The following is a 24725-nucleotide window of genomic DNA, read 5'->3' as shown; positions in this document are numbered from 1 at the left end:
ACAAAGAGATAACCGAGCACTTTCGAGTGCCGAGTTTATAAAAATATCGATAAATTTTAATTTATCAAAAAATACTGAACTAATATAATTATTAGGAAAGAAATCGTTAAGGGCGTATGGCGGATGCCTAGGCTTTCAGAGGCGACGAAGGACGTGGTAAGCTGCGAAAAGCTGCGGGGATTGGCACACACGAATTGATCCGCAGATGTCCGAATGGGGCAACCCGGCTGGTTGAAGACCAGTCACCTCTTAGGAGGAGCAAACCCGGAGAACTGAAACATCTAAGTACCCGGAGGAAAAGAAATCGAAGAGATTCCGTAAGTAGTGGCGAGCGAAAGCGGATTAGCCCAAAAGCTAATATATGTTTAATAGAATGTTCTGGAAAGAACAGCCGTAGAGGGTGATAGCCCCGTAAATGAAAGGCATATTTGAGTGATAAATGAGTAGGGCGGGACACGTGAAATCCTGTCTGAATATGGGGGGACCATCCTCCAAGGCTAAATACTCCTGAAAGACCGATAGTGAACAAGTACTGTGAAGGAAAGGTGAAAAGCACTTCGAATAGAAGGGTGAAATAGAACCTGAAACCGTACGCCTACAAGCGGTCGGAGCACCTATATGGTGTGACGGCGTGCCTTTTGCATAATGAGCCTACGAGTTAATTTTACTAGCGAGGTTAAGGTATTAAGTACCGGAGCCGGAGCGAAAGCGAGTCTGAATAGGGCGTATAGTTAGTAGGATTAGACGCGAAACCTTGTGATCTACCCATGGGCAGGTTGAAGCTCTGGTAACACAGAGTGGAGGACCGAACCGGTTGACGTTGAAAAGTCTTCGGATGACCTGTGGGTAGGGGTGAAAGGCCAATCAAACTGGGAGATAGCTCGTACTCTCCGAAATGCATTTAGGTGCAGCGTCGTATATAAGTTTATTAGAGGTAGAGCTACTGATTGGATGCGGGGGTTTCACCACCTACCAATTCCTGACAAACTCCGAATGCTAATAAATGTTCTACGGCAGTGAGGGCATGGGTGCTAAGGTCCATGTCCGAGAGGGAAAGAACCCAGACCAACAGCTAAGGTCCCAAAATATATGTTAAGTTGAAGCAACGCGGTTGGACTGCATTGACAGCTAGGATGTTGGCTTGGAAGCAGCCATTCATTTAAAGAGTGCGTAACAGCTCACTAGTCGAGCGGTCCGGCATGGATAATAATCGGGCATAAACATATTACCGAAGCTATGGATTTATACCTTAGGGGTATATCTGGTAGGAGAGCATTCTATTTGCGCTGAAGCAGTACTGTGAGGTATTGTGGAGCGGATAGAAAAGAAAATGTAGGCATAAGTAACGATAAAGCGGGCGAGAAACCCGCTCACCGAAAGACTAAGGTTTCCTCAGCCATGCTAATCAGCTGAGGGTTAGTCGGGACCTAACGCGAACCCGAAAGGGGTAGTGGATGGACAATGGGTTAATATTCCCATACTTGCTCACACTAAAAAGGGGACGGAGTGCCGTACTTACTGGAGACTGACGGAATAGTCAAGGCCTAGCCTTCGGGCGAAGCTGCTGTAGGGAAAGTGCTTCCAAGAAAAGCCGAAGTGAAGCAACCCGTACCAAAACCGACACAGGTAGTCGAGGAGAGAATCCTAAGGTGCTAGAGTGAATCATGGTTAAGGAACTAGGCAAAATAGTCTCGTAACTTCGGGAGAAGAGACGCCATCAGCAATGGTGGCCGCAGTAAAGAGGCCCAGGCGACTGTTTATCAAAAACACAGGACTCTGCAAAATCGAAAGATGCAGTATAGGGTCTGACACCTGCCCGGTGCTGGAAGGTTAAGGAAGGTGCTTAGGGTTAAACCGAAGGCATTGACTGAAGCCCCAGTAAACGGCGGCCGTAACTATAACGGTCCTAAGGTAGCGAAATTCCTTGTCGGGTAAGTTCCGACCTGCACGAATGGTGTAACGATCTGGGCACTGTCTCAACCATGAGCTCTGTGAAATTGTAGTCTCGGTGAAGATGCCGAGTACCCGCAATGGGACGAAAAGACCCTGTGAACCTTTACTATAACTTCGTATTGACTTTGAGTAAGTAATGTGTAGGATAGGTGGGAGGCTTTGAAGCTTGCACGCTAGTGTAGGTGGAGCCAACGTTGAAATACCACCCTTTACTTACTTGGAGCCTAACTTCTTAATAGAAGGACATTGCGTGGTGGGTAGTTTGACTGGGGTGGTCGCCTCCAAAAGAGTAACGGAGGCTTTCAAAGGTACCCTCAGCACGCTTGGTAACCGTGCGTAGAGTGTAATGGCATAAGGGTGCTTGACTGTGAGACCAACAAGTCGATCAGGTGCGAAAGCAGGACATAGTGATCCGGTGGTTCCGTATGGAAGGGCCATCGCTCATAGGATAAAAGGTACTCCGGGGATAACAGGCTAGTCTCCCCCAAGAGCTCACATCGACGGGGAGGTTCGGCACCTCGATGTCGGCTCGTCACATCCTGGGGCTGGAGAAGGTCCCAAGGGTTGGGCTGTTCGCCCATTAAAGTGGCACGCGAGCTGGGTTCAGAACGTCGTGAGACAGTTCGGTCTCTATCTATTGCGGGCGTTAGATGTTTGAGAGGGCTTGATTCTAGTACGAGAGGACCGAATTGAACAAACCTCTGGTGTATCAGTTGTACCGCCAGGTGCACTGCTGAGTAGCTACGTTTGGAAGAGATAAGCACTGAAAGCATATAAGTGCGAAACTCGCCTCAAGATGAGACATCTTTTAAGGGTCGTTGGAGATGACGACGTTGATAGGCTATAGGTGTAAAGACAGTAATGTCATAGCCAAGTAGTACTAATTACCCGTAGATTTATAGCCTAATATGGCGCACGGAAGTGCAGCAAGGTTACCTCTTTGTGAAAGTTTTTATCGAAAATAAACCAGGTAGCAGATGTCAGCTATTAGGAAGCAGGGAAAACCTGCCGCCTTTTACCTACGACCTGCAACCTTATATACAACCTTTAGGGTGGTTTTAGCGGTGGGGCTCACCTGTTCCCATTCCGAACACAGAAGTTAAGCCCACCAGCGCCGATGGTACTGCTAACGCGGGAGAGTAGGCCGCCGCCAGTTTTTATTTTATTTTTAAAAAGTCCTTTATCATACGATAAAGGACTTTTTTTTGTTATATACATACAGCAACCTCTATAATATACTTGGAATATTTGTATACTCATATCTGTATCCAATTCTGGATTTATCTTATCCATATATATTAACTAGCTATTAGTCATTCCTGGTTACTTATCTTTCAATCTTTAATTTACCCTCATTATTATTTATTTTCTTCAGTTAATAGGATTCCCCTATTATAAGTTTTGGCTAAAGCCAGATGGAGATGGAGTTTTTGACCAGAACGGGCTAAAGCCCGCTCCTACTGAATAACATAAATGTAGAATAATCAATGCTGATCAATTGCAGCCGGAAACCTGAACCTCGAATCTCATAATTCATAACTTATAATTCATAATTCTCTTCCTTTTAGCCCCGATAGTAATGGTTACCCCGCAGCTTGAGTTGGAGAGTTGGTGGGGTTTGAGTGTAGGAGCACGCTGGCGTGAGGAGTATGAATGGATAGCGGGATGATGCTCCTGAAGTAGAACAAGCTGTTCAATGAAACTATTTCCTTATACAACGCCGTTTTACTCGAATAAATTCGATAAGTTTGCAGTAGTTTTCCAAAAATAATTATATGTCAGGAAACATTCTGATCATCGATGATGAGATCAAACTCCTTAAGCTACTAGGAATGATCCTCTCCCAAGAAAATTTTAATGTAAAAGAAGCTTCTACAGCACGTTCAGCCATGACAATGCTGGAGCAATATGAATTTGATGTTGTTTTAAGCGATGTCCGGCTGCCTGATGCTTTTGGAGTAGAACTGGTAAAGTCTATCAAAAGTAAATATCCTCAGTTAGAAATTATTTTAATGACAGCATTTGGTAATATTACAGATGCTGTTCAGGCCATGAAGAATGGCGCTTATGATTATCTTGTAAAAGGTGATGATAATGAGAAGATAATTCCATTGGTATATAAGGCTCTTGATAAGGTAAAAGACAATAAATCAAGAGTTATGCAGCAGGTTGTGACCAAGGGATTTGACCAGATAATTGGTAAATCCCCCTTAATTCTGCAGGCTAAGAAGCTGGCTGAAAAAGTGGCTTTAACAGATGCTGCTGTACTTCTTACAGGAGAAACAGGTACAGGAAAAGAAGTTTTTGCCAGTGCTATTCATGAGGGAAGTGACAGAAAGAAAAATAGTTTTGTAGCAATCAATTGTTCAGCCTTCAGTAAAGAGATTCTGGAGAGCGAACTTTTTGGTCACAAGCAAGGCGCTTTCACAGGGGCCATAAAAGATAAAAAAGGATTGATTGAAGAGGCAAATGGCGGTACTCTGTTCTTAGATGAAATTGGTGAGATGCCCATAGAACTTCAGGCAAAACTGCTTAGAGTTCTGGAAACCAGGGAATTTATCAAAATGGGTGAAACCAAAGTTTCAAAGTCTGATTTTAGATTGATTGCGGCCACCAACAGAGATCTTGAAGATGAAATAAAGCAAGGAAACTTCAGAGAAGATCTGTATTTCAGACTGAATGTATTTGAGATAAGGCTGCCGGCTTTACGCAATAGAAAAGAAGATCTGAAAGCACTTGCCAAGAACTTTATTGATATTTTTTCACATAAACTTCACTTATCCTCTGTGCAGGTTGATCCTAATTATTATAAAGCATTGGATAAGAATGATTGGAAAGGAAATATTCGTGAGCTGAGAAATGCTGTGGAACGGAGTTTAATTTTAATGGAGGACAATATCCTTGATTCTGACAGCCTTCCTCATTACTCTGAAAAAGCGGTCCCGGAAAGTGATTCTTTAAGTATCCGGTCATTGGAAAAAATACATATACAGAAAGTATTACAATATACAAAAGGGAACAAAGCAGAAGCAGCCCGATTACTTGAGATTGGTATTGCCACGCTATATCGGAAACTGGAAGAATACGGATTAAAATAAATCTTTTATCATTTTAATAAAGAGCCTATCATTTTGATAGGCTTTTTGTTTTTATATAGATTGGCGATGTCATTTAATGTATTGTTGTTTAATTACTTACGCGTCTGTTTTTCAGAATGGACTTTCTTTTGGCATATAGTACCTGAATAAAATATTTAAAAATGACAATTTCAAGAAAAACGTTTAAAAAACGGGAGCATTCAACTTTTAGTCTGCTGATTGTATCGTACGTATTATTGACTCTTTTAACCCTAATGATTAAGATATGATGCTTATAAGTTTAATTCTGCTTTTCGCAGTACTATTTTGGCTTTTATATAAATCAGTTGAATTTTTTGATAGAATATAAATTATGTGGAGTTTATTTTTCCTCTCAATACTTGCCTTTGTGTATATCTGTTATGTTTTAATTAAACCTGAAAAATTTTAATTGGTCATGAATACAGAAATTTTAGGCATTATAGCAATATTTGCTATCACATTAGTTATCGGAATATTTCTAGGAAAATATATAGCTAATGTTTATGGATACAAAAAGACTTTTCTGGATCCGGTTTTTGAACCGATTGAAAAGTTGATTTATAAATTATCCGGAATTAATCCTACCCGTCAGATGAATTGGAAACAGAATATGTACGCCATGCTGACGATCAACCTTGTCTGGTTTATTATTGGATTTCTTATTTTACTGAATCAGTCGTGGCTTCCTTTAAATCCTGATGGGAATCCTAATATGTCACCCGATCTGGCTTTTAATACAGCCATATCATTCCTGGTCAACTGTAATTTACAGCACTATTCGGGAGAAACGGGAGTAAGCTACCTGAGCCAGCTTTATCTGATGTTTTTACAGTTTGTAACGGCAGCAACAGGAATGGCGGCAATGGCGGTTCTTTTCAAAGCTTTTAAAGAAAAAACCAGTACTGAACTGGGGAATTTCTATGACTTTTTCACAAAATCAATGATAAGAATCCTGGTTCCGATAAGTGTTATTGTTGCTTTAATTCTTTCTATCAACGGAAGCCCGATGACTTTCGAAGGAAAAGACCATATCATCACAGTGGAAGGACAGAAGGCTGATGTTTCCAGAGGTCCGGTATCTGCCTTTGTAGCGATTAAACACTTAGGAACCAATGGTGGTGGGTTTTTCGGAGCGAATTCAGCTCACCCGCTTGAAAATCCTAACTATATCACCAATATGACAGAGATGGTCGCTCAAATGATCATTCCGTTTGCGTTGGTATTTGCACTTGGGTTTTATCTGAATAAAAGAAAACTTTCATGGGTAATTTTTACCGTAATGACGGTCGGTTTTCTCGCCCTTACTGTTCCGAATGTTGTGAATGAAACCGGAGGAAATCCTCTGATTACACAAATGGGAGCAGACAAGAGCCTGGGTGCCATGGAAGGTAAAGAAATCCGTTTTGGAAGTGCTTCATCTGGCTATTGGAGTATTGCAACCACTGTTATTTCAACAGGATCCGTGAACTCTATGCATGACAGTACAATGCCTCTTTCGGGGATGAACGAACTGCTTGCCATGATGATCAACTGCTTCTACGGCGGCTGCGGGGTTGGAATTCTGAATTATTTCATCTTTATCATTCTCGCTGTATTTATCAGTGGTCTGATGGTAGGGAGGACCCCAGAATTTATGGGTAAAAAGATTGAAGCCAAAGAAATGAAAATCGCTATGATCGTGGCTTTGTTCCATCCTTTCCTGATTCTTGCAGGAACAGCTTTAACGGCTTATTTGCCAGAATTTGGAACAAAAACATTGAATAATCCTGGGTTCCATGGTTTCAGTGAAATGCTTTATGAATTTACTTCTTCTGCAGCGAACAACGGATCCGGATTTGAAGGACTTGGAGACAATACACCTTGGTGGAATATTTCAACAGGAATTGTACTGTTGTTATCAAGATTCATCCCGATCATTGGGCCGGTAGCAATTGCAGGACTTTTAGCCCAGAAGAAATATATTCCGGAAAGTTCAGGAACACTGAAAACAGATACAGCCACTTTCGGATTTATGACCCTGGCGGTGATCTTACTGATTGCAGCACTGTCTTTCTTCCCTGCATTGACATTAGGCCCTATTGCAGAGCAGATTCAGTATTTCTCAAAATAAATGTGAACATTAAAAATTAAAATCAATATTCAACCATTAAGGGAGCTGAAAAGTGGGAAAAAGCTAGTCTGACACTTACTGAAACGTTCACTTATATTATCCATATCTATCCTTATTATTTGGCAGACCTTGATGGTTACTATTGATTTACAATGATATAAATTCTTTCAAAAAAATGAAAAATCAGTCACAAACATTGTTTCAGAGAGATTTGGTAAACGAAGCTATAAAACAGTCCTTCGTAAAGCTGAATCCGAAAATTATGTTTAAAAATCCAGTAATGTTCCTGGTGGAAATCGGAACCGTTGTCATGTTTATCGTAAGCATGTTCAGTCTTACTGGTGATAAAACCCAAGGAAGCTTTTCCTATAACTTTTTAGTATTTATTATTTTATTTTTCACCGTTCTGTTTGCGAATTTTGCAGAAGCTATTGCAGAAGCAAGAGGAAAAGCACAGGCTGATACTCTTAGAAAAACAAGGGAAGAAACTCCAGCCAAATTAGTGGTTGATAATAAGCCCGGGTTTCAGGTAGAAACAGTTCTGAAAATGTCCGCTGAAATGACATTAGGCGATATTTTCCTTTGTGAAGCCGGAGATCAGATCCCAATGGATGGTGAGATTATTGAAGGTCTGGCAACCATAGATGAGTCTGCCATTACCGGAGAAAGCGCACCTGTAATCCGTGAAGCCGGAGGAGACAAGAGTTCTGTAACAGGAGGTACAAAAGTACTTTCAGACAGAATTAAAGTAAAAGTAACCACAAAACCAGGAGAATCCTTCCTAGATAAAATGATTGCCCTTGTAGAAGGAGCATCAAGACAGAAAACACCTAACGAAATCGCATTAACTATACTTTTAGCAGGATTTACCCTTACATTTATTATTGTTACCCTCACTTTAAAGCCATTTGCAGATTATGCGCAGACGCCGATTACTATTGCGGCATTTATATCTCTTTTCGTTTGTCTTATTCCGACAACCATCGGCGGTCTGCTTTCTGCAATCGGAATTGCGGGTATGGATAGAGCGCTTAGAGCGAATGTGATTACCAAAAGTGGGAAAGCTGTGGAAACGGCAGGAGATATTGATGTTCTTTTGCTTGATAAGACAGGAACAATCACGATCGGAAACCGTAAAGCGACCCATTTTCATCCTTCCAACGGAATTCAGCTTGATGAATTCATTAAGGCTTCTGCTTTAAGTTCTGTAGCCGATGAAACACCGGAAGGAAAATCAATCATTGAGCTGAGTGCATTAAAATCTGAAGACTTATTGGTTCCCAATCCTACTTATATTGATTTTACAGCTGAGACGAGAACTTCAGGAATCGATTTTGATGAGACAAGAATCCGTAAAGGAGCGTATGACACAATAAAAAAACTGACTGAAAAAGCCGGGAATATCTTCCCACAGGAAACCCAGGATGCGGTAACCAAAATAGCTGAAAACGGAGGAACTCCTTTGGTAGTAGCTGTAAATGAAAAGGTATGGGGAGTGATAGAACTTCAGGATATCATCAAAACCGGAATCCAGGAACGTTTCCAGAGACTGAGAAAAATGGGGGTGAAAACGGTAATGGTAACCGGAGATAATCCTTTAACAGCAAAATTCATTGCGGAGAAAGCAGGAGTAGATGATTTTATAGCAGAAGCTAAGCCTGAAGACAAGATGAATTACATTAAAAAGGAACAGCAGGAAGGTAAACTGGTCGCCATGATGGGAGACGGAACCAATGATGCTCCGGCACTGGCTCAGGCTGATGTAGGAGTAGCGATGAACAGCGGAACACAGGCTGCAAAAGAAGCTGGCAACATGGTAGACCTTGATAACGACCCAACAAAACTGATCGAAATTGTGGAAATCGGAAAACAGCTGCTGATGACAAGAGGAACCTTGACGACTTTCAGTATTGCCAATGACGTGGCGAAGTATTTTGCCATTATTCCCGCACTCTTCATCACTTTTATTCCTTCCCTTCAGAAGCTGAATATCATGAATCTTCACAGTCCTGAAACAGCCATATTATCAGCGGTTATTTTCAATGCGATCATCATTCCGTTCCTTATTCCGCTGGCGTTAAAAGGAGTAGCCTATAAGCCGATTGGGGCAAGTGCATTACTGAGAAGAAATCTTTTAATCTACGGTCTGGGCGGAGTAATTGTTCCATTCATCGGGATCAAAATCATTGATTTGGTAATCAGTTTATTCTATTAAAATTTAAAAAATGAAAAATCATATTGTTTCAGCATTCAGATTAACTCTTGTGATGTTGATAGTTACGGGTATTTATCTGGCTGTTGTATATGGAGGTTCTAAAATACTTCCTAACAAAGGAAACGGCGAAATTGTTTATGATAAAGGACAGAAGTTCTATGCCAATATCGGGCAGGAATTCAAAGCTGAGAAATATTTTCACGGTCGTCCTTCTTCAGTCAATTATAATGCTGCAGGAAGTGGGGGAAGTAATAAAGGTCCCAGCAACAAAGAATATCTGGAAACCGTACAGAAAAGGATTGATACTTTAAAAATGGATAATCCTGAAATGGGAAATACCAATGTTCCTGTAGAATTGGTTACAGCAAGCGGAAGCGGTCTGGATCCGGATATTTCTAAGGAAGGAGCTTTGTATCAGACAAAGAGGATTGCAAAAGTGAGAAATGTTTCAGAAGAGCAAATCAAAAACTTAATTAATAATCAAACTGAAAAGCCATTTTTAGGACTTTTCGGACCCTCAAAAGTAAATGTTCTGAAGCTTAATATTGCTTTAGATCAGTTAAAATAATAAATTTAATAATCGATAATCATGTCAAGGTTTTAAACCTTGATATGATTAATACACCTTAAAACTAACGTGAAAAAATATCTAGCTATATGTGTGCTGTCAGGGCTGTTTTTAGCCAAAGCACAATCATCAGATTCATTGAAAATAGGAAATAAAGTGACATTTTCCGCTTATGCAGAACTCTTTTATACCTATGATTTTAATGAACCGGGGAATCATATGCGTCAAAACTTTTTATACTCATATAACAGGCATAATGAGATGAATCTTAATCTGGGATTGGTTAAAGCCAATTATCAAAGTGAAAATCTCCGTGCCAATGTAGCTTTAATGGCTGGAACTTATGCCCAGGATAATATGGCGGCTGAACAAAATGCACTGCGCTATGTCAACGAAGCCAATATTGGGATCAAAATTTCTAAAAATAAAAACCTGTGGATTGATGCAGGGATCATGCCGTCTCATATCGGCTGGGAAAGTGCTATAGGAAAAGATAATATCAATCTGACCCGAAGTTTTGCCGCCGAAAACTCTCCCTATTTTGAAACGGGTGCCAAAATTTCTTACACCTCAGATAACGGAAAGTGGTTTTTAAGTGGATTAGTAATGAACGGATGGCAGCGAATTGCAAAACCAGAAGGAAACCAGAGTATTTCTTTCGGACATCAGATAACGTATAAACCTAATGATAAAATTACCCTGAACAGCAGTTCATTTATCGGGAATGATAAAGCAAAGGAAGACAAAAGGATGCGCTATTTTCATGATTTGTATGGAAGCTTTCAGCTGACGGATCAGTTTTCCGCAGTTTTGGGATTTGATATCGGAGCAGAGCAGAAATCAAAAGGAAGTGAGCAGTATAATATCTGGTACAGCCCGAATGTTCTGATGAAATATCAATTAGACAACAAATGGGCGCTGGCAGGAAGACTAGAATATTACAATGATAAAAACGGTGTGATCATCAATACCGGAACTCCTAATGGATTTCAGACCTTTGGATATTCTCTCAACGTAGATTATGCGATCTTTAAAAATGTGGTTTTCCGTACAGAGGCAAGAAGTTTTACAGCTAAAGATGCCATTTTTGCGAAAAACGATGAATTTAAAAAAGGAAATTTCTTCATTACGACAAGTCTTGCAGCTTGGTTTTAGTAATCAATTCAGGCACAGGAAAAAGTGTTTAAAGTAAAATTAAAAAGAATAAAATCAATGTCATCAGCAAAAGATTTTTTAGAACTGATTCAAAAGTCCCGAAAAGGAAAATTTAAAATCTATATCGGGATGAGTGCAGGCGTAGGAAAAACCTTCCGGATGCTTCAGGAAGCGCATTCCCTTTTGCGAAATGGCATTGATGTAAAAATAGGCTATATTGAAACCCACGATCGGGAAGAAACGGTAGCGCTTGTAGAAGGTCTTCCTGAAATTGAAAGAAAATCGGTTTTTTATAAAGGAAAAAATCTTGAAGAAATGGATCTTCAGGCAATTATCAACGAACATCCGGAAGTCGTTTTAGTGGATGAGCTGCCTCATACCAATGTAGAAGGATCCAAAAATAAAAAAAGATGGCAGGATGTATTGGAGATTCTTGATAACGGAATTAACGTTATCAGTGCAATGAATATCCAGCATATTGAAAGCCTGAACGAAGAAGTAAAGAAAATTACCGGAGTAGAAGTGGCAGAGCGTGTCCCGGATAAGATTCTGGCACTTGCTGATGAAGTGGTCAATATAGATCTTACCGCTGATGAATTGCTGACCCGTCTAAAAGAGGGTAAGATTTATAAAAAAGAAAAAGTTCAGACTGCACTCAGCAATTTCTTCCAAAGCGGACATATTCTACAGCTTCGTGAGCTGGCTTTAAAAGAAGTAGCCACTCATGTAGAAAGAAAGGTAGAAACAGAAATCAAAACAGAAAATTTTAAACCTATAAAATTCCTGGCCTGCATCAGCAGTAATGAGAAAATCGCCAAAACAATTATCCGGAAAACAGCAAGGTTAGCCAGCTATTATAACAGTCCATGGACTGTTATATACATTCAGAAGCCCTCCGAAAATCCTGAAAAAATAGCCCTAGATAAGCAGCGGTATTTAATTAATAATTTTAATTTAGCACAAGAATTAGGGGCGAAAGTAGTCCGGATCAAAGAAAGCAGTGTTCACAATGGAATTCTGGAATATGTGATTGCCCATAATATTACGACAGTCTGTATTGGAAAGCCACATGCCCATTTTTGGCAGCGGCTGTTGGGGTACAGCTGGATCTATACTCTCATGAACAGATTGAATGAGAGACAGATAGATATTATTATTTTATCTTAAAAAGTAATGAAACTTAAAACGAAACTTACGTTAGGCGTTGGCCTTTTATTTCTGCTGATCGTTCTGCTTTCAGTGATAGGTTCTGTATACATCAATAAATTAAAATCTGATACTGAAAAAATTCTGACAGCCAATTACAATAGTCTGGAGTTTTCCAAAAATATGCTTCTTGCACTGGATAACATCAGTACAGACAGTACGGTTGCGGTCACGGATTTTAAAAAAAATAATAAGCTTCAGGAAAAGAACCTTACAGAGTTTGGCGAAAAAGAAGCCACTCAGAATCTGAATCTGCATTTCAACAGCTATCTGAAAGCTCCTGATTCTAATAAGGAGAAGTTGATTCGTGAAGATCTGGCCAAGATTATGTCCTTAAACATGAAAGGGATAGAGCGGAAGAGTGACATTGCTATCATCACGGCAGAAAATGCTACGTTCTGGATTGTAAGTTTAGGAACCGTATGCTTTCTGATTGCTTTTATCTTACTTTTCAATTTGCCTCAGGCTATTGCAGAACCTATCAGCCAGCTTACATTCGGTATAAAGCAGATTGCCGGTAAAAACTACAGTGAAAGAGTTCATTTCAAAGGAAGTGAAGAGTTCAATGATCTTGCAGAATCATTCAACACTATGGCGGAAAAGCTTCAGGAGTACGAAAGCAGCACACTTTCCAAGCAGTTGATGGATAAAAAACGGATCGAAACACTGGTCAACAATATGCATGATGCTGTGATTGGTTTGGACGAGAACCATTTTATCTACATGATCAATGATGAAGCCCTGAAAATCACCAATCTCCATAAAGAAGAAATTATTGGAAAAACAGCTCATGAGGTAGCCATCAATAACGATCTTATCCGCGAGCTGCTGAAAAATATAGATCATCCGGTAAAAGATCCTATCAAGATTGTTCGTGATAATAAGGAGAATTATTTTGAACAGGATATTATTCCTATCAATATCGTAAAGACCGGCGAAAAGGAAAAAAATATATTGGAAAAGTAATTTTGTTAAGAAATATTACCCCTTTCAAAGAACTGGATTTTGCTAAAACTAATTTCATTGCGACGATTTCCCATGAACTGAAAACTCCAATTTCGGCTATCAAAATGGGGGTACAGCTTCTTGGAAACCAAAAATTCGGTGAATTGAATGAGCAGCAGCAGGAGTTGTTGAAAAGTATCAATGAAGATGGACAGCGTTTATTGGATATCACAGGTGAGCTGCTCAATCTTTCTCAGGTAGAATCCGGGAATATCAGGCTGACCGTAGAGAAATGTTCCCCTAAGGAAATTGTACAGACTGCTATGAAAAATGTTGAAAAACTGGCAGAGCAGAAAAACATTTTGATCAGCACCCAATATCTTTTGGAAGATAATAATTCCGTGACTGCAGATTTTGATAAGACAGTTTGGGTGATGAACAATTTTTTGACCAATGCGGTGAAGCACTCTTTTCAAGATGAAAATATTCAGATTGTGGTAGAAAAAATGGGAGCTTTCATTCAATTTAGTATTATTGATACCGGAAGCGGTATTGATGAAAAATACCATCGCCAGATCTTTGACCGCTATTTCCAGGTTCCGGGAGAACATCAGAATGGGACAGGACTCGGTTTGGCCATCTCGAAAAATTTTATTGAAAAACAGCATGGAGAAATCGGAGTGAAGAGTTCATTGAATAATGGAAGTACATTTTACTTCAGACTGCCGGTTTCATAGGGATTATTGTTATATCTTTGAACGAGAAAATATCTGATTTTCTCAATTCAAAACTTATAATTCTATTCTTTTAAATCAATGGATTCTTTTTTCTATTTGCCTTTGGCCGGTCTGGCATTTTTTATCATTTCAGGAGTTTACTTTTATATCCAGAAAAATAAAATTATCGAAAAATACAGGCAGCCTGATGCGGTGGTATTAAAAAATATCGGAGGTACTATTACTACAATAACTAAGGGTGGCCTTAAGAATAGTAAAAGATTTCAATGGTGTAGTTTTGAAATTTTCATGAATCAGAATTCCATTTTTTTGTTTCCCAAAGATTTTTATATTATTCCCAGAAAATGTGTTAATCTAAGATTTGGATCAGATCGAAGAAATACAAGAAAACCAGAGGTCCTGCGAGAGTTTCATATACATGACACTTATGTGGAACTGATTCTTTATCCTGACTGGATGCCCGATACAAAACGCACAATTTCCCTGAATGGGCTGAATCAGGAAGAAATTTTACTGTTTCGGAAGTTGTTGAATAGGGAAGTATAGGTTCTACATTTAGCACTCAGATACCTTATAGGTTTATTCATCCATTTTAATAAGAAAATATCTGATCTTTCAATTAAAAATTTCTAATCCTATTCTTTATATTTACGATAAAAATAGAAATGAGAAAAACTTTAGGACTCCTATTATTTTCAGTTTTGCTAAGTATCCAGGTCTCTGCTCAGACATTCACGTTAAAACAGCTCAAGGGATTCAACAAACTTACCATGGATGAGTTTAAAAAGGAGATGAAACAGCTTCAGTTCAAATTTTATGACAGAACAGAAGGCTTAGGCTTTCTTTTAAACGAATATGATTCCCCCGATTACACCTCGAAAATTGGGAAGTTTGAATACCCTGAAGAAAAATCAAAAGGCAGTATTGAATTTGAATTTAAAGATAAAAAAGAATATGATCAATATCTTAAGCTGATCTTGGCAGCCGGATATAAAGAAACTGAAAAAGGAAAGATTATTACTAAAGAACCATACATAGATTACTATAGCAATAAAGAACACATCAGGCTGATCTTGCCTAAAGCAGGGCAAAAAAATCCGTATACGATTATTGTTTTCAAATAAAATATTGAGAATGTTCAAAAAAACCATTGAAAAAAATCAATGGTTTTTTTATAAAAATATTTTTAAATTTTACTGGTTCTCAACCAGATCCAGAAACTGATGCTCATCCAGGATTTCAATCGTTCCGATATCCTGTGCTTTTTTCAGTTTGCTTCCTGCTTTTTCACCTACTACAAGATAGTTGAGGTTTTTCGAAACAGCCGAAATATTTTTCCCGCCATGTTTTTCTACCATTTCCTCAGCAGATTCTCTGGTAAATAATGATAATTTTCCGGTAAAAAGGAATGTTTTCCCTTCTAAAACATTGGACAAAACTTCATTCGTGCTTTCTCCTTTTTCAAGCTGTACTCCATAAGATTTTAAGCGCTCGATCATCAATAGGTTTTCAGAATTCTGGAAGAAATCTACAATACTTACTGCAATCTTAACCCCGATATCTTCTACCTGGCAAAGTTCTTCTACAGTTGCATTCTTCAACTCTTCAATCGTTGGGAAGTTTTTCACCAGTTTTTTGGCAACCGTTTCTCCCACATGCTTGATTCCGATTCCATATAAAACTTTCTCAAAAGGAATTTCTTTAGATTTTTCAACTCCGGTGATGATGTTCTGAGCAGATTTCTCAGCCATTCTTTCCAATGGAAGAAGTTGTTCTTTCGTCAACACATAGAAGTCAGCTGGGTTTTCAACCAGTTTTTCTCTGTATAGCTGTTCTATAGTCTCGCTTCCAAGGTTATCGATATTCAACGCTTTTCTGGAAACATAATGAATCATTCTTCCAACCACCTGTGGCGGGCAATGAAGTTCGTTCGGGCAGAAATGAATCGCCTGGTCTTCAATCTTTACCAGTTCGGTGCCACATTCAGGGCAATGTTTGATATATTCTATTTCTTTGCTCTCTTCCGTTCTTTTATCGGTGTTTACCCCTACGATTTTTGGAATAATTTCACCCCCTTTTTCTACATATACAAAGTCGTTTTCATGAAGATCCAGTTTCTTAATGATATCTTCATTATGCAGGGATGCTCTTTTTACGATCGTTCCAGCCAGTAAAACAGGTTTAAGGTTGGCAACAGGAGTAATAGCACCCGTTCTTCCTACCTGATAAGAAACACTTTGAAGTTCTGTCTCTACCTTTTCTGCTTTAAATTTATAAGCCATCGCCCAACGCGGAGATTTTGCCGTATATCCAAGTTGTCTCTGCTGCTGTAATGAATTCACTTTTAAAACAATTCCGTCGATTTCAAAAGGAAGATTATGACGTTCCGTATCCCAGAAAGTAATAAATTCCTTCACCTCATCCAGTGTTGTGCATAATTTTGCCTGCTGTGATGTTTTGAAACCCCAGCTCTGAGCTTTCTGAAGCAGTTCCCAATGGGTTTCTGCAGGAACTTCATCAGAGATAAACTGGTAGAGTACAGAAGAAAGGCTGCGCTTTCTTACCTCAGCACTGTCCTGCATTTTCAAACTTCCGCTGGCCGTATTTCTTGGATTCATGAAGGGATCAAGACCTTCTTCCTCTCTTAGGACATTAAGTTTATCAAAGTTTTTTCTGGTCAGATAAATTTCTCCACGCATAAAAAACTGAGTCGGGAAATCCCCTTTTAAAGTCAAAGGAATATCTGAAATGGTACGTACATTCGGAGTGATTTCATCTCCCTGGAAACCGTCACCGCGGGTAACTGCCTGTGATAGTTTTCCATTTTCATAAAGAATAGAAATGGAAGCACCGTCATATTTCAATTCGGCAACAAATTCAACCGGATCTTCAATTGTTTTGATGATTCTTTTTTCCCAATCTTCCAGATCGTCAAAATCATAGGAATTGTCCAGAGAGTACATTCTGAATTTATGCTGAATGGTAGGGAAAACCTTAGTGACGCCACCACCTACACGTACAGTAGGAGAATTCTCATCATAAAATTCAGGATATTTTGCCTCCAGATCCTGAAGTTCCTGCAAAAGCATGTCAAACTCAAAATCTGTAATAGTGGGAGTATCCAGTTGATAATAGTCTTCGTTATGTTGGTGGAGCTCTTTGCGGAGCTGTTCTATCTTTTGTTGAATGTTTTCAGACATTGCTTTTCTATCTTTTGAGCAAAAATAACTAAAGTAATTGCATTTAAAAAATAACAGAATTAAATATTATAGGAAAATTAAGAATCCGTAATGTGCTTTAACAGATTGGTTTTGTATGGAATAGATCATGTGTTTAAAGTAAATTAACATAATGTTCTGATTTAATTAAAAAAATGTTAAAACTTTCTTAAACAACCCGCCTTTAAAGTCAAGATACCTTTGCACATCTAATTGAAAGAAACCTCAGCATGATCTATCAACGTGAAAATCAAAGAGGTTTCCTGGTTATTATCAAAAAATTAATAATATACATCTTCGGAAGAAATGAAAAAAGTAAAGATTGTACTGGGATTATTGTTTTTAGGGCTTGGGACTATGGCTTATGCACAGACCACACAGGCTTCTATTGTAGGGAAAGTAACCGGACCGGGAAGTACGGCTCAGGAAAAAGTGAAAGTAACGATCGTGAATGAGTCTACAGGATTCAAAACGGAAACGGAAACGAACTCAAAAGGGGAGTATATTTTTAAAGAAATACCTTTGGGAGGACCTTACACAGTTATTGTAAACGATGATAAAAGAGAAGGCTACAATGTCAACTTCGGAGATCAGGTGACTGTCAATATGGATCTGGGATCTGAAAAGCATATCGAAGAAGTAAAGATTACCGGAAATCTTAAAAACAAGATCGGAAACCTTGGAGCGGCTACAGCAATTTCTGCTAAAAACATCAGTATGCTTCCGGTGAACGGACGAAACTTTGCGAATCTTGCCGAACTATCACCATTAAGTGGGAAAGGAGGAAACCTTTCCGGGCAGTTAGGATCTTCTACCAATTTTACCATTGACGGGATGACCGCCAAAAACCCTACTTCTGCAGGTGCTACTACCAGCCGAAGCGGTGCCCCTTTTTCTATCTCTATTGAAGCAGTACGTGAATTCAAAATTACCACCAACCAATATGATGTGACATTGGGAAGAAGTGGTGGTGGAACCGTAAGTGCTGTTACAAAATCCGGAACCAATAAGTTTTCAGGGAGTGCTTGGGAGTATTTAAGAACCAACTGGCTTTCCAGCCCGTATGACATCAGAGGAAACAAAAGAGATAATGATTTCTCTACCTCTCAGTTCGGGTTTTCATTGGGAGGACCGATCATTAAAAATAAATTACATTTCTTCGTAGCATGGGATCACCAGCTTGATTCAAGACCGTTGGCTATTGCTGATATCAAATCTCCGGATGATGAGAAGAGATTCAGTACTACCACCCAGACCCTTAATCAGTTTCTGGATATTGCAAGATCAAAGTATGGGGTAGGAAACAGCCCGCAATTCGGAACTTTTGATAAAGTAAGAAACTCAGATGCTGCATTCTTACGTTTGGACTGGCAGATCAACGAAAAAAACTTATTAACGTTGAGAAATAACTTCACGTACGATCTTAATAAAAACGGTCTTGGTGATAATACCAATATCAACTTCTTTGAATCTTACGGAAATGACAAAAACCTTGACAACAGTTTATTGTTAACCTTAAGAACCAATCTGCAGCCTAATTTAACCAATGAATTAAAGGCTCAGTATCTTTATACTTTCCAGGACAGTTACCAGAACAATCAATTGGGTAAACCTGTACCAAGAGCTATTGTTGAAGGAGTGGCTTCAAGTGCGGGATCTACCAATATCCAGTTCGGAGGACACCGTTTCGGGCAGGAAAGTTTTAGAAATAATGTAATCCAGATTGTAGATAACTTATACTATAATACTGATAAGGTAAAATATACTTTCGGAGCTGATTTAATGTATACAACAGCAAAATCTGTGTACGGAAGTGAAGTAAACGGAAGATTCCATTTCCAGGGAATGAGTAATTTTGATGCGATGACACCTTACAGATTCTATAGAGAAGTTCCTTTAATGGAAGATCCTTCTGTAAGATCAAATATCTGGAATATCGGAGTATATGGACAATTCCAGACGAAAATAGCAAAAGGTCTTGATTTAATGGCTGGTTTAAGATTAGACTACGGAGGTTACCCGAAAGCAGAACTCAACCAGAAGCTGTTTGATGAAATGGGAATCAGAACGGATAATAAAATCAAATCATTTGTCGTTCAGCCAAGATTTCAGTTTGACTGGAATATCAATGAAGGAAATAAAGACTTCCTTAGGTTCGGGGCCGGAATTTTCTCTTCTGATATCAACAATTATATGATCATCAATAACCTTGTGTTCGATGGGAAGCATCTAGCTACTGTGGATGTAACGGGTAAAGATGTTCCGTTCCCGGATTTCAACAGCTACAGAAATGATTATAACTCTGCTCCATCTCTTTCCCAGTATCAGATTCCAACCATCAACTATACGGGTAAAGACGCAAAAATTCCAATCGTTTATAAAGCAAATATCTCTTATACCCATTTCTTCAATGAAAGATTCAGAGCAGGAATTGCAGGATATATGGCTTTAGGTAGAAATAATTACTTTTACTATGATAGAAACATGGTGGCAAATCCTTTCTTTACATTGGCTAATGAAGGAGGTAGAGGAGTATTTATTCCTACCGGCGCTATTACGAATAATGCTAATAATAGTGTAAGTTTCGACTGGAAACAGGGAAGAATCAATAATAATTTTGGAAGAGTATTGGAGCTGGTGAGTGATGGTAAAGTAAACCAGTTCTCATTTGTAATAGATACAAGTTACCGTTACTGGAAAGATGGGGAGATCACGGCAAGTTATACATGGTCTGACATCAAAGACAATACTTCGTACAACGGAAACGTAGCGAACTCAGCAACATTATCTACAATGATTCAAAGTGATCCGAGAGACTTAAGAATGACCTATTCTGACAACCAGTTCCGTAATAAAGTGGTGATCTACGGTAACTCTCCTACCATTGCCGGATTTACATTAGGGATCAGGTATTCTGGAATTGGAGGTACCCGTTTCTCTGCTACAACAGGAGGTAATATCAATGGTGACTTCGTAGATTCTAATGACCTTGCCTTTATCTTCCCGAATATCACCAAATCCATTCTGGATGATCCACAGGTAGGACAGGCTTTGAAAGATTATATCAACGAATACAATGGCAAAATTGCAGAACGTAACGGAGGTAAAAATGGTTTCTATGGCGTTTGGGATGTACGTGTAGCGAAAAAAATTAAATTTGACAAAGTAGGAGCTTTTGAACTTTCTGTAGATATCTTTAACGTGGCAAACCTTCTTAACAAAGAATGGGGAGTAAACAAATCATACGGAAATACATCTTTGTACAAAGTGACCAAGTTTAATAAGGATACGATGCAGTATGAATACACCAAAAACGTAAGTGGAGGTGGTTTGGTTCCTCTTTCAGGAAATCCATACCAGATCCAGATTGGTGCGAAGTATAGCTTCTAACATTTACTTTTAAACTACTGGAGACATAAAATATATTAAGTTAAAACCTAGGTTGAGGTGTACATTATTCTTTTATGTCTCTGGGGTTTCAACATTTTAATAACTACCTTTATCAGAAAGTTTCAGGACTTTGTTTTTAAATATCTAAATTATATTATGAAAAATTTTATCTTAGGGTTAGCAGTTTTAAGTACAGTTATGATGAAAGCACAAACCCAGATCATTGCCCATAGAGGATATTTCCAGGCTCAGCCTCCTACAACGGAGAACTCACTTCAATCATTGGAAAATGCCCAGAAATTGAAAGTATATGGGTCTGAATTTGATGTAAGAATGACAAAAGATGGTGTATTGGTGATCAATCACGATGAGCATCACGGTAAAATGGAAATTTCAGAAGCTACTTTTAAAGAATTGGAAGCACTGAAATTATCTAATGGAGAAAAATTTCCGACGTTAAAAGATTATTTAAAACAAGGAAAAAAAGACAAAGCTCTAAAGCTTATCGTTGAAATCAAACCTGCCAAGACTCCGGAAATTGAAAACGAGATCACTCAAAAAACGATCAAAATGATCAAGGATATGAAGCTGGAATCTCAAAGTGAATTTATTTCTTTCAGTCTTAATATCTGCAAAGAGATCAAAAAGCTGGCACCTGCCTTTAAAGTTCAGTATCTGAACGGTGAATTGTCTCCTGAGCAGATCAAAAAAGAAGGATTAGATGGTATGGATTATCACTACAGTGTTTTCCAGAAAAATCCTACCTGGATTGCTGAAGCAAAAACATTAGGATTAATTACCAATGCCTGGACAGTAAATGATGTTGCCGTATATGATGAATTGAAAAAACAGGGAATTGGATTCGTAACCACCAATATTCCTGATCAGTTAAAGAATAAATAACGATTGAAGTCTTTCACGAATAATACAACTGAAGGACGAAATATTCCCATCCTCTGGAGTGGTGGCAAAAATTCAAAGAATTTTTGACGGGGTGGTTTACAAGACTTCTCAATAATAATCATAATTTACACAGTCTGCCCCTTATCAAAAGGCAGACTGTTTCTTTTTAGGAGCAAAGCCCTTATTTTTTACAGTCTTACAGAAAAGCAGGAGCCCAACCATTAAAAAACTATTAAATCCATTGTTTCACTGTTTCGTAAAAATGTTCTTTCGTAACTTTGTATAAAGAAAAGTATTATTACTATGAATATAAACGGAAAAAATGCCATCGTGACAGGTGGTGGAAGAGGACTGGGGAAAGCTGTAGCATTAGTTCTAGCCAATGAAGGAGTAAACGTTGCCATTACAGGAAGAAATGAGGAAAACCTTAAAATGACGGTTGAAGAAATCAAAAAACTGGGTGTAAACTCAGCCTATGCCGTTTTTTCTGTAGACAATGAAATTCAGGTAAAAGCTGGGATAGAATCTTTAGCAGAACAATTGGGAGGAATTGACATTCTGATCAACAATGCAGGGATCGGAGACTTTGGAAGTATCGAAGATATGCCTTCTGAAACTTGGGAGCAGGTTATTAAAACCAATCTATTCGGAGTATATTACGCTTCAAAAGCAGCACATCCATTTATGAAAGCTAAAGGGGAGGGTGACATTGTAAACGTAGCTTCTACAGCTGGTTTGAAAGGTGGACCTAATATGTCAGCATATGCCGCTTCAAAAGCAGCCGTAGTATCTTTATCACAATCCATGATGGCAGAATGGAGAAAACAAAATATCCGCGTAATCACTTTGACTCCAAGTACCATTGCTTCTGATATGAGCATCCAAGGAGGACTTACAGACGGAAATCCTGATAAAGTATTACAACCGGAAGACTTCGCAGAATGGGTAAGAGATATCCTGAAAATGAACAGAAGAGCATTAATAGCAAACGGTTCTATTTTCTCTACAAATCCATAAGAAATTTAAAATTCAATAGGAGCGGGCTTTGGCCCGCTTTCTTTTTTTACATTCCCATTTTAGGCTTTAGCCAAAACTTATAATCTTTCGCATCTCAAAAAAATCTACATAGCCTTTAGGATAGAAAAATAAGTTTTGGCTAAAGCCAATGGAATTTGTCATGATTTTTAAGACGGGCTAAAGCCCATCCCTATTGAATATATTATGCGTAATCATCTGTGTCATCCGTGCAATTTGTGGAAAAAAGAGATAATGAAAACATGAGATTCTTCACTGCATTTCTGAACTACGTTCGCAGACCTTCAGCCTGTGTTCAGAACGACAAAAGCCAAATAATTTGACTTTTGAGATTACATTTCAAAAAATCTGTGTAATAAAAAAACATAAAAATCCCCGGTTTCAGCCAAAAATACCTCCATCATTTTTTTAACAATAATAACATTAGTATTTTTGCATCAAATTACTCACATGCAAAATTATTTAGAATTCAATTTCAAAATTTCTCCATTGCAACCTTGGAACGAGATATTAATGGCAGAACTTATAGAAATAGGTTTTGACAGCTTTACAGAAGAAATTGACGGAATTTTAGGATATGTTCAGGCAGAATTGTTTCATGAAGATCAGTTGAAAGCACTTCCGATCTTTGAAAACGAAAATGTAAAAATCGAATATTCTTTCGAAGAAATGCCGAATATCAACTGGAATGAGGAATGGGAAAAGAATTTCTCTCCAATTAATATTGATGATAAAGTATTGATCAGAGCAGAGTTCCATGAATCTGTACCGGGCATGCATGAAATTATTATTCAGCCTAAAATGTCTTTCGGAACAGGGCATCACCCTACAACCCATTTGATGATCCAGCAAATGATGGATATTGACATGAATGGTAAAAAGGTATTGGATATGGGATGCGGAACTTCTGTGTTGGCCATTTATGCAAAACAGCAGGGAGCGGGAGATACAAAAGCCATCGATATTGATGAATGGTCAGTAGAAAACTCAAAAGAAAATGCAGTAAGAAACAATGTAGAACTGGATATTGAACTGGGAACTGCAGAAAACCTTGGAAAAGAAAATTTTGATATTATTTTAGCCAATATCAACAGAAATATTCTGATTTCAGATATCCCGACGTATGTTTCAGTATTGAATAAGGGAGGAAAATTATTGCTTTCCGGACTGTGTTTCTTTGATGTGGCTGATATTCTTGAAGTATGTAAAGAAAGCGGACTTGAACTGAAAAAGCAATTACAGCGTGAAGAATGGGTAAGTCTTCTGCTTGAAAAATAACACACAAAAAACAAAATACAAATATGAAAACTTTATGGACAGCTTTATTTATACTGATGCTGCAGTTTTTTACAGCTCAGGAAAATGAAGTATATGCAGATGGAATCTTTGGTTTTGAAGAGAATAAGGCCCAGAAGATTTTTACAGACTGGACCCGCGTGAGATTAGATCCCGGAGTGAATACTAAGATTATAGATTCATTACAAACCAATCAGCAGGTGGTGATTCTTAAAAAAGAAGATACCGTCCTGAAGTTGGGAGAAAGAGCTGCCAATTGGTATAAAATTTCTTATCAAAAAGGAGAAAATACATTGGAAGGATATGTCTGGGGCGGTAACCTTTGTGTAGGATACCGTAATAAAAATGGGTATGATTTCCTTTTCGGGCTTTCTAAAACGATTGATAGAAGGAATAAAGAATATAACGAGATCGAAAAGAAGAATATTGCCGGAATAAAAGTAATGGAAGGAAATACACTCATTGATGAGGTGTATTTTGATACAGGAAAAGGGGAAGAATTAAGTTCTGCATCTTTCAATATAGAAAGCAATCATAAACTGCAGAATGTTGAATGTACCCTGAAAGCAATGGTTTCCGGTGAAGCATGTGGAATCGCAAGCTATGATCAGTATGTTCTTTTTAAAGATAAAAAACTGATTGCGCTTCCACAGCTAACGAACGTAGGGGATGCCGGTGCTTTTTATCACAGTGAAGAATTTATTTTTCCTAATGATAAAGGAGGAATCTCCAATGCATTTATCCTTAAAGTAGAAGATATGGAAGTGGATGAAAAGGATCGGGAGAAGAAAAAACACGCTTCCAAAACGTATCTTTGGAACGGAAATTCTTACAAACTGAAATAATAAGTATTTCGAATATAAAAAACCGCTGTA

General features: G+C 38.5%; 15 protein-coding genes, 2 rRNA genes and 1 pseudogene. 17 read left to right on the top strand and 1 reads right to left on the bottom strand.

Going from position 1 to position 24725, the window contains the following annotated elements:
* Positions 1 to 96: 96 nt before the first annotated feature.
* From LF886_RS19655 to LF886_RS19605, 12 genes and pseudogenes are all read left to right on the top strand, one after another.
* Positions 97 to 2857: ribosomal RNA gene (locus tag LF886_RS19655) — 23S ribosomal RNA — on the top strand.
* 144 nt (positions 2858 to 3001) lie between these two features.
* Positions 3002 to 3109: ribosomal RNA gene (rrf, locus tag LF886_RS19650) — 5S ribosomal RNA — on the top strand.
* A 619-nt stretch (positions 3110 to 3728) separates the two neighbouring features.
* Positions 3729 to 5051 (top strand): sigma-54-dependent transcriptional regulator, encoded by a 1323-nt coding sequence (locus LF886_RS19645; RefSeq protein WP_236851251.1) that lies wholly within the window; start codon positions 3729 to 3731, stop codon positions 5049 to 5051.
* Between the two features lie 352 nt (positions 5052 to 5403).
* The gene (locus LF886_RS24185; RefSeq protein WP_077415921.1) at positions 5404 to 5481 is read left to right on the top strand and encodes a potassium-transporting ATPase subunit F; all 78 of its coding nucleotides are present in this window, start codon (positions 5404 to 5406) and stop codon (positions 5479 to 5481) included.
* A gap of 6 nt (positions 5482 to 5487) precedes the next feature.
* A complete protein-coding gene (gene kdpA / locus LF886_RS19640) occupies positions 5488 to 7182 on the top strand; it encodes a potassium-transporting ATPase subunit KdpA (RefSeq protein WP_236851250.1) in 1695 nt (564 codons plus the stop codon).
* A gap of 175 nt (positions 7183 to 7357) precedes the next feature.
* Positions 7358 to 9397: a potassium-transporting ATPase subunit KdpB gene (kdpB, locus tag LF886_RS19635; RefSeq protein ID WP_124530619.1), complete on the top strand. Its 2040-nt coding sequence runs from the start codon at positions 7358 to 7360 to the stop codon at positions 9395 to 9397.
* A gap of 10 nt (positions 9398 to 9407) precedes the next feature.
* A complete protein-coding gene (kdpC, locus tag LF886_RS19630; RefSeq protein WP_236851249.1) occupies positions 9408 to 9965 on the top strand; it encodes a potassium-transporting ATPase subunit KdpC in 558 nt (185 codons plus the stop codon).
* Between the two features lie 69 nt (positions 9966 to 10034).
* Entirely contained in the window at positions 10035 to 11120 is a 1086-nt protein-coding gene (locus tag LF886_RS19625; RefSeq protein WP_236851248.1) for a porin, read from the top strand.
* A 57-nt stretch (positions 11121 to 11177) separates the two neighbouring features.
* On the top strand, positions 11178 to 12287 hold the full coding sequence (locus tag LF886_RS19620; RefSeq protein WP_236851247.1) for a sensor protein KdpD: 1110 nt from the start codon (positions 11178 to 11180) through the stop codon (positions 12285 to 12287).
* Positions 12288 to 12293: 6 nt separating this feature from the next.
* Positions 12294 to 14008: pseudogene (locus tag LF886_RS19615) on the top strand (ATP-binding protein).
* 78 nt (positions 14009 to 14086) lie between these two features.
* Positions 14087 to 14554, top strand: a complete 468-nt coding sequence (locus LF886_RS19610; protein WP_236851246.1) for a hypothetical protein — start codon at positions 14087 to 14089, stop codon at positions 14552 to 14554.
* A gap of 119 nt (positions 14555 to 14673) precedes the next feature.
* The gene (locus tag LF886_RS19605) at positions 14674 to 15132 is read left to right on the top strand and encodes a hypothetical protein (RefSeq protein ID WP_236851245.1); all 459 of its coding nucleotides are present in this window, start codon (positions 14674 to 14676) and stop codon (positions 15130 to 15132) included.
* Positions 15133 to 15201: 69 nt separating this feature from the next.
* Here LF886_RS19605 and ligA read toward each other — a convergent pair whose 3' ends face one another.
* Complete coding sequence (gene ligA, locus LF886_RS19600) at positions 15202 to 17208, bottom strand: NAD-dependent DNA ligase LigA (protein ID WP_236851244.1); 2007 nt, start codon at positions 17206 to 17208, stop codon at positions 15202 to 15204.
* A 324-nt stretch (positions 17209 to 17532) separates the two neighbouring features.
* On the opposite strand from ligA, the gene LF886_RS19595 reads away from it, so the two are divergent.
* The 5 genes from LF886_RS19595 to LF886_RS19575 all read left to right on the top strand — a co-directional run bounded on the left by LF886_RS19595 (position 17533) and on the right by LF886_RS19575 (position 24695).
* Positions 17533 to 20616: a TonB-dependent receptor gene (locus LF886_RS19595; protein WP_236851243.1), complete on the top strand. Its 3084-nt coding sequence runs from the start codon at positions 17533 to 17535 to the stop codon at positions 20614 to 20616.
* Between the two features lie 156 nt (positions 20617 to 20772).
* Complete coding sequence (locus LF886_RS19590) at positions 20773 to 21519, top strand: glycerophosphodiester phosphodiesterase family protein (protein ID WP_124530610.1); 747 nt, start codon at positions 20773 to 20775, stop codon at positions 21517 to 21519.
* A 303-nt stretch (positions 21520 to 21822) separates the two neighbouring features.
* Positions 21823 to 22536 carry a 3-ketoacyl-ACP reductase gene (locus LF886_RS19585; protein ID WP_124530609.1) on the top strand — a complete coding sequence of 238 codons (714 nt, stop codon included), beginning with the start codon at positions 21823 to 21825 and terminating at the stop codon, positions 22534 to 22536.
* A gap of 468 nt (positions 22537 to 23004) precedes the next feature.
* On the top strand, positions 23005 to 23832 hold the full coding sequence (gene prmA, locus LF886_RS19580; protein ID WP_236851242.1) for a 50S ribosomal protein L11 methyltransferase: 828 nt from the start codon (positions 23005 to 23007) through the stop codon (positions 23830 to 23832).
* Between the two features lie 23 nt (positions 23833 to 23855).
* The gene (locus LF886_RS19575) at positions 23856 to 24695 is read left to right on the top strand and encodes an SH3 domain-containing protein (protein WP_236851241.1); all 840 of its coding nucleotides are present in this window, start codon (positions 23856 to 23858) and stop codon (positions 24693 to 24695) included.
* The last annotated feature ends 30 nt before the right edge of the window (positions 24696 to 24725 follow it).

It is taken from the genome of Chryseobacterium sp. MEBOG07, assembly GCF_021869745.1.
In the GTDB taxonomy this organism is placed as follows: domain Bacteria; phylum Bacteroidota; class Bacteroidia; order Flavobacteriales; family Weeksellaceae; genus Chryseobacterium; species Chryseobacterium viscerum.
The sequence above is the reverse complement of the archived record's forward strand: the minus strand, read 5'-3'. Positions and strand labels throughout refer to the sequence as shown.

Excerpts from the sequence above, each read along its gene's own strand:
- LF886_RS19620 (WP_236851247.1), top strand. The coding sequence starts at position 11,178 with ATGTCATCAGCAAAAGATTTTTTAGAACTGATTCAAAAGTCCCGAAAA.
- LF886_RS19590 (WP_124530610.1), top strand. The coding sequence starts at position 20,773 with ATGAAAAATTTTATCTTAGGGTTAGCAGTTTTAAGTACAGTTATGATG.
- kdpB (WP_124530619.1), top strand. The coding sequence starts at position 7,358 with ATGAAAAATCAGTCACAAACATTGTTTCAGAGAGATTTGGTAAACGAA.
- LF886_RS19575 (WP_236851241.1), top strand. The coding sequence starts at position 23,856 with ATGAAAACTTTATGGACAGCTTTATTTATACTGATGCTGCAGTTTTTT.
- LF886_RS19595 (WP_236851243.1), top strand. The coding sequence starts at position 17,533 with ATGAAAAAAGTAAAGATTGTACTGGGATTATTGTTTTTAGGGCTTGGG.
- LF886_RS19585 (WP_124530609.1), top strand. The coding sequence starts at position 21,823 with ATGAATATAAACGGAAAAAATGCCATCGTGACAGGTGGTGGAAGAGGA.
- ligA (WP_236851244.1), bottom strand. The coding sequence starts at position 17,208 with ATGTCTGAAAACATTCAACAAAAGATAGAACAGCTCCGCAAAGAGCTC.
- kdpA (WP_236851250.1), top strand. The coding sequence starts at position 5,488 with ATGAATACAGAAATTTTAGGCATTATAGCAATATTTGCTATCACATTA.
- prmA (WP_236851242.1), top strand. The coding sequence starts at position 23,005 with ATGCAAAATTATTTAGAATTCAATTTCAAAATTTCTCCATTGCAACCT.
- kdpC (WP_236851249.1), top strand. The coding sequence starts at position 9,408 with ATGAAAAATCATATTGTTTCAGCATTCAGATTAACTCTTGTGATGTTG.
- LF886_RS19605 (WP_236851245.1), top strand. The coding sequence starts at position 14,674 with ATGAGAAAAACTTTAGGACTCCTATTATTTTCAGTTTTGCTAAGTATC.
- LF886_RS19610 (WP_236851246.1), top strand. The coding sequence starts at position 14,087 with ATGGATTCTTTTTTCTATTTGCCTTTGGCCGGTCTGGCATTTTTTATC.
- LF886_RS19645 (WP_236851251.1), top strand. The coding sequence starts at position 3,729 with ATGTCAGGAAACATTCTGATCATCGATGATGAGATCAAACTCCTTAAG.
- LF886_RS24185 (WP_077415921.1), top strand. The coding sequence starts at position 5,404 with ATGTGGAGTTTATTTTTCCTCTCAATACTTGCCTTTGTGTATATCTGT.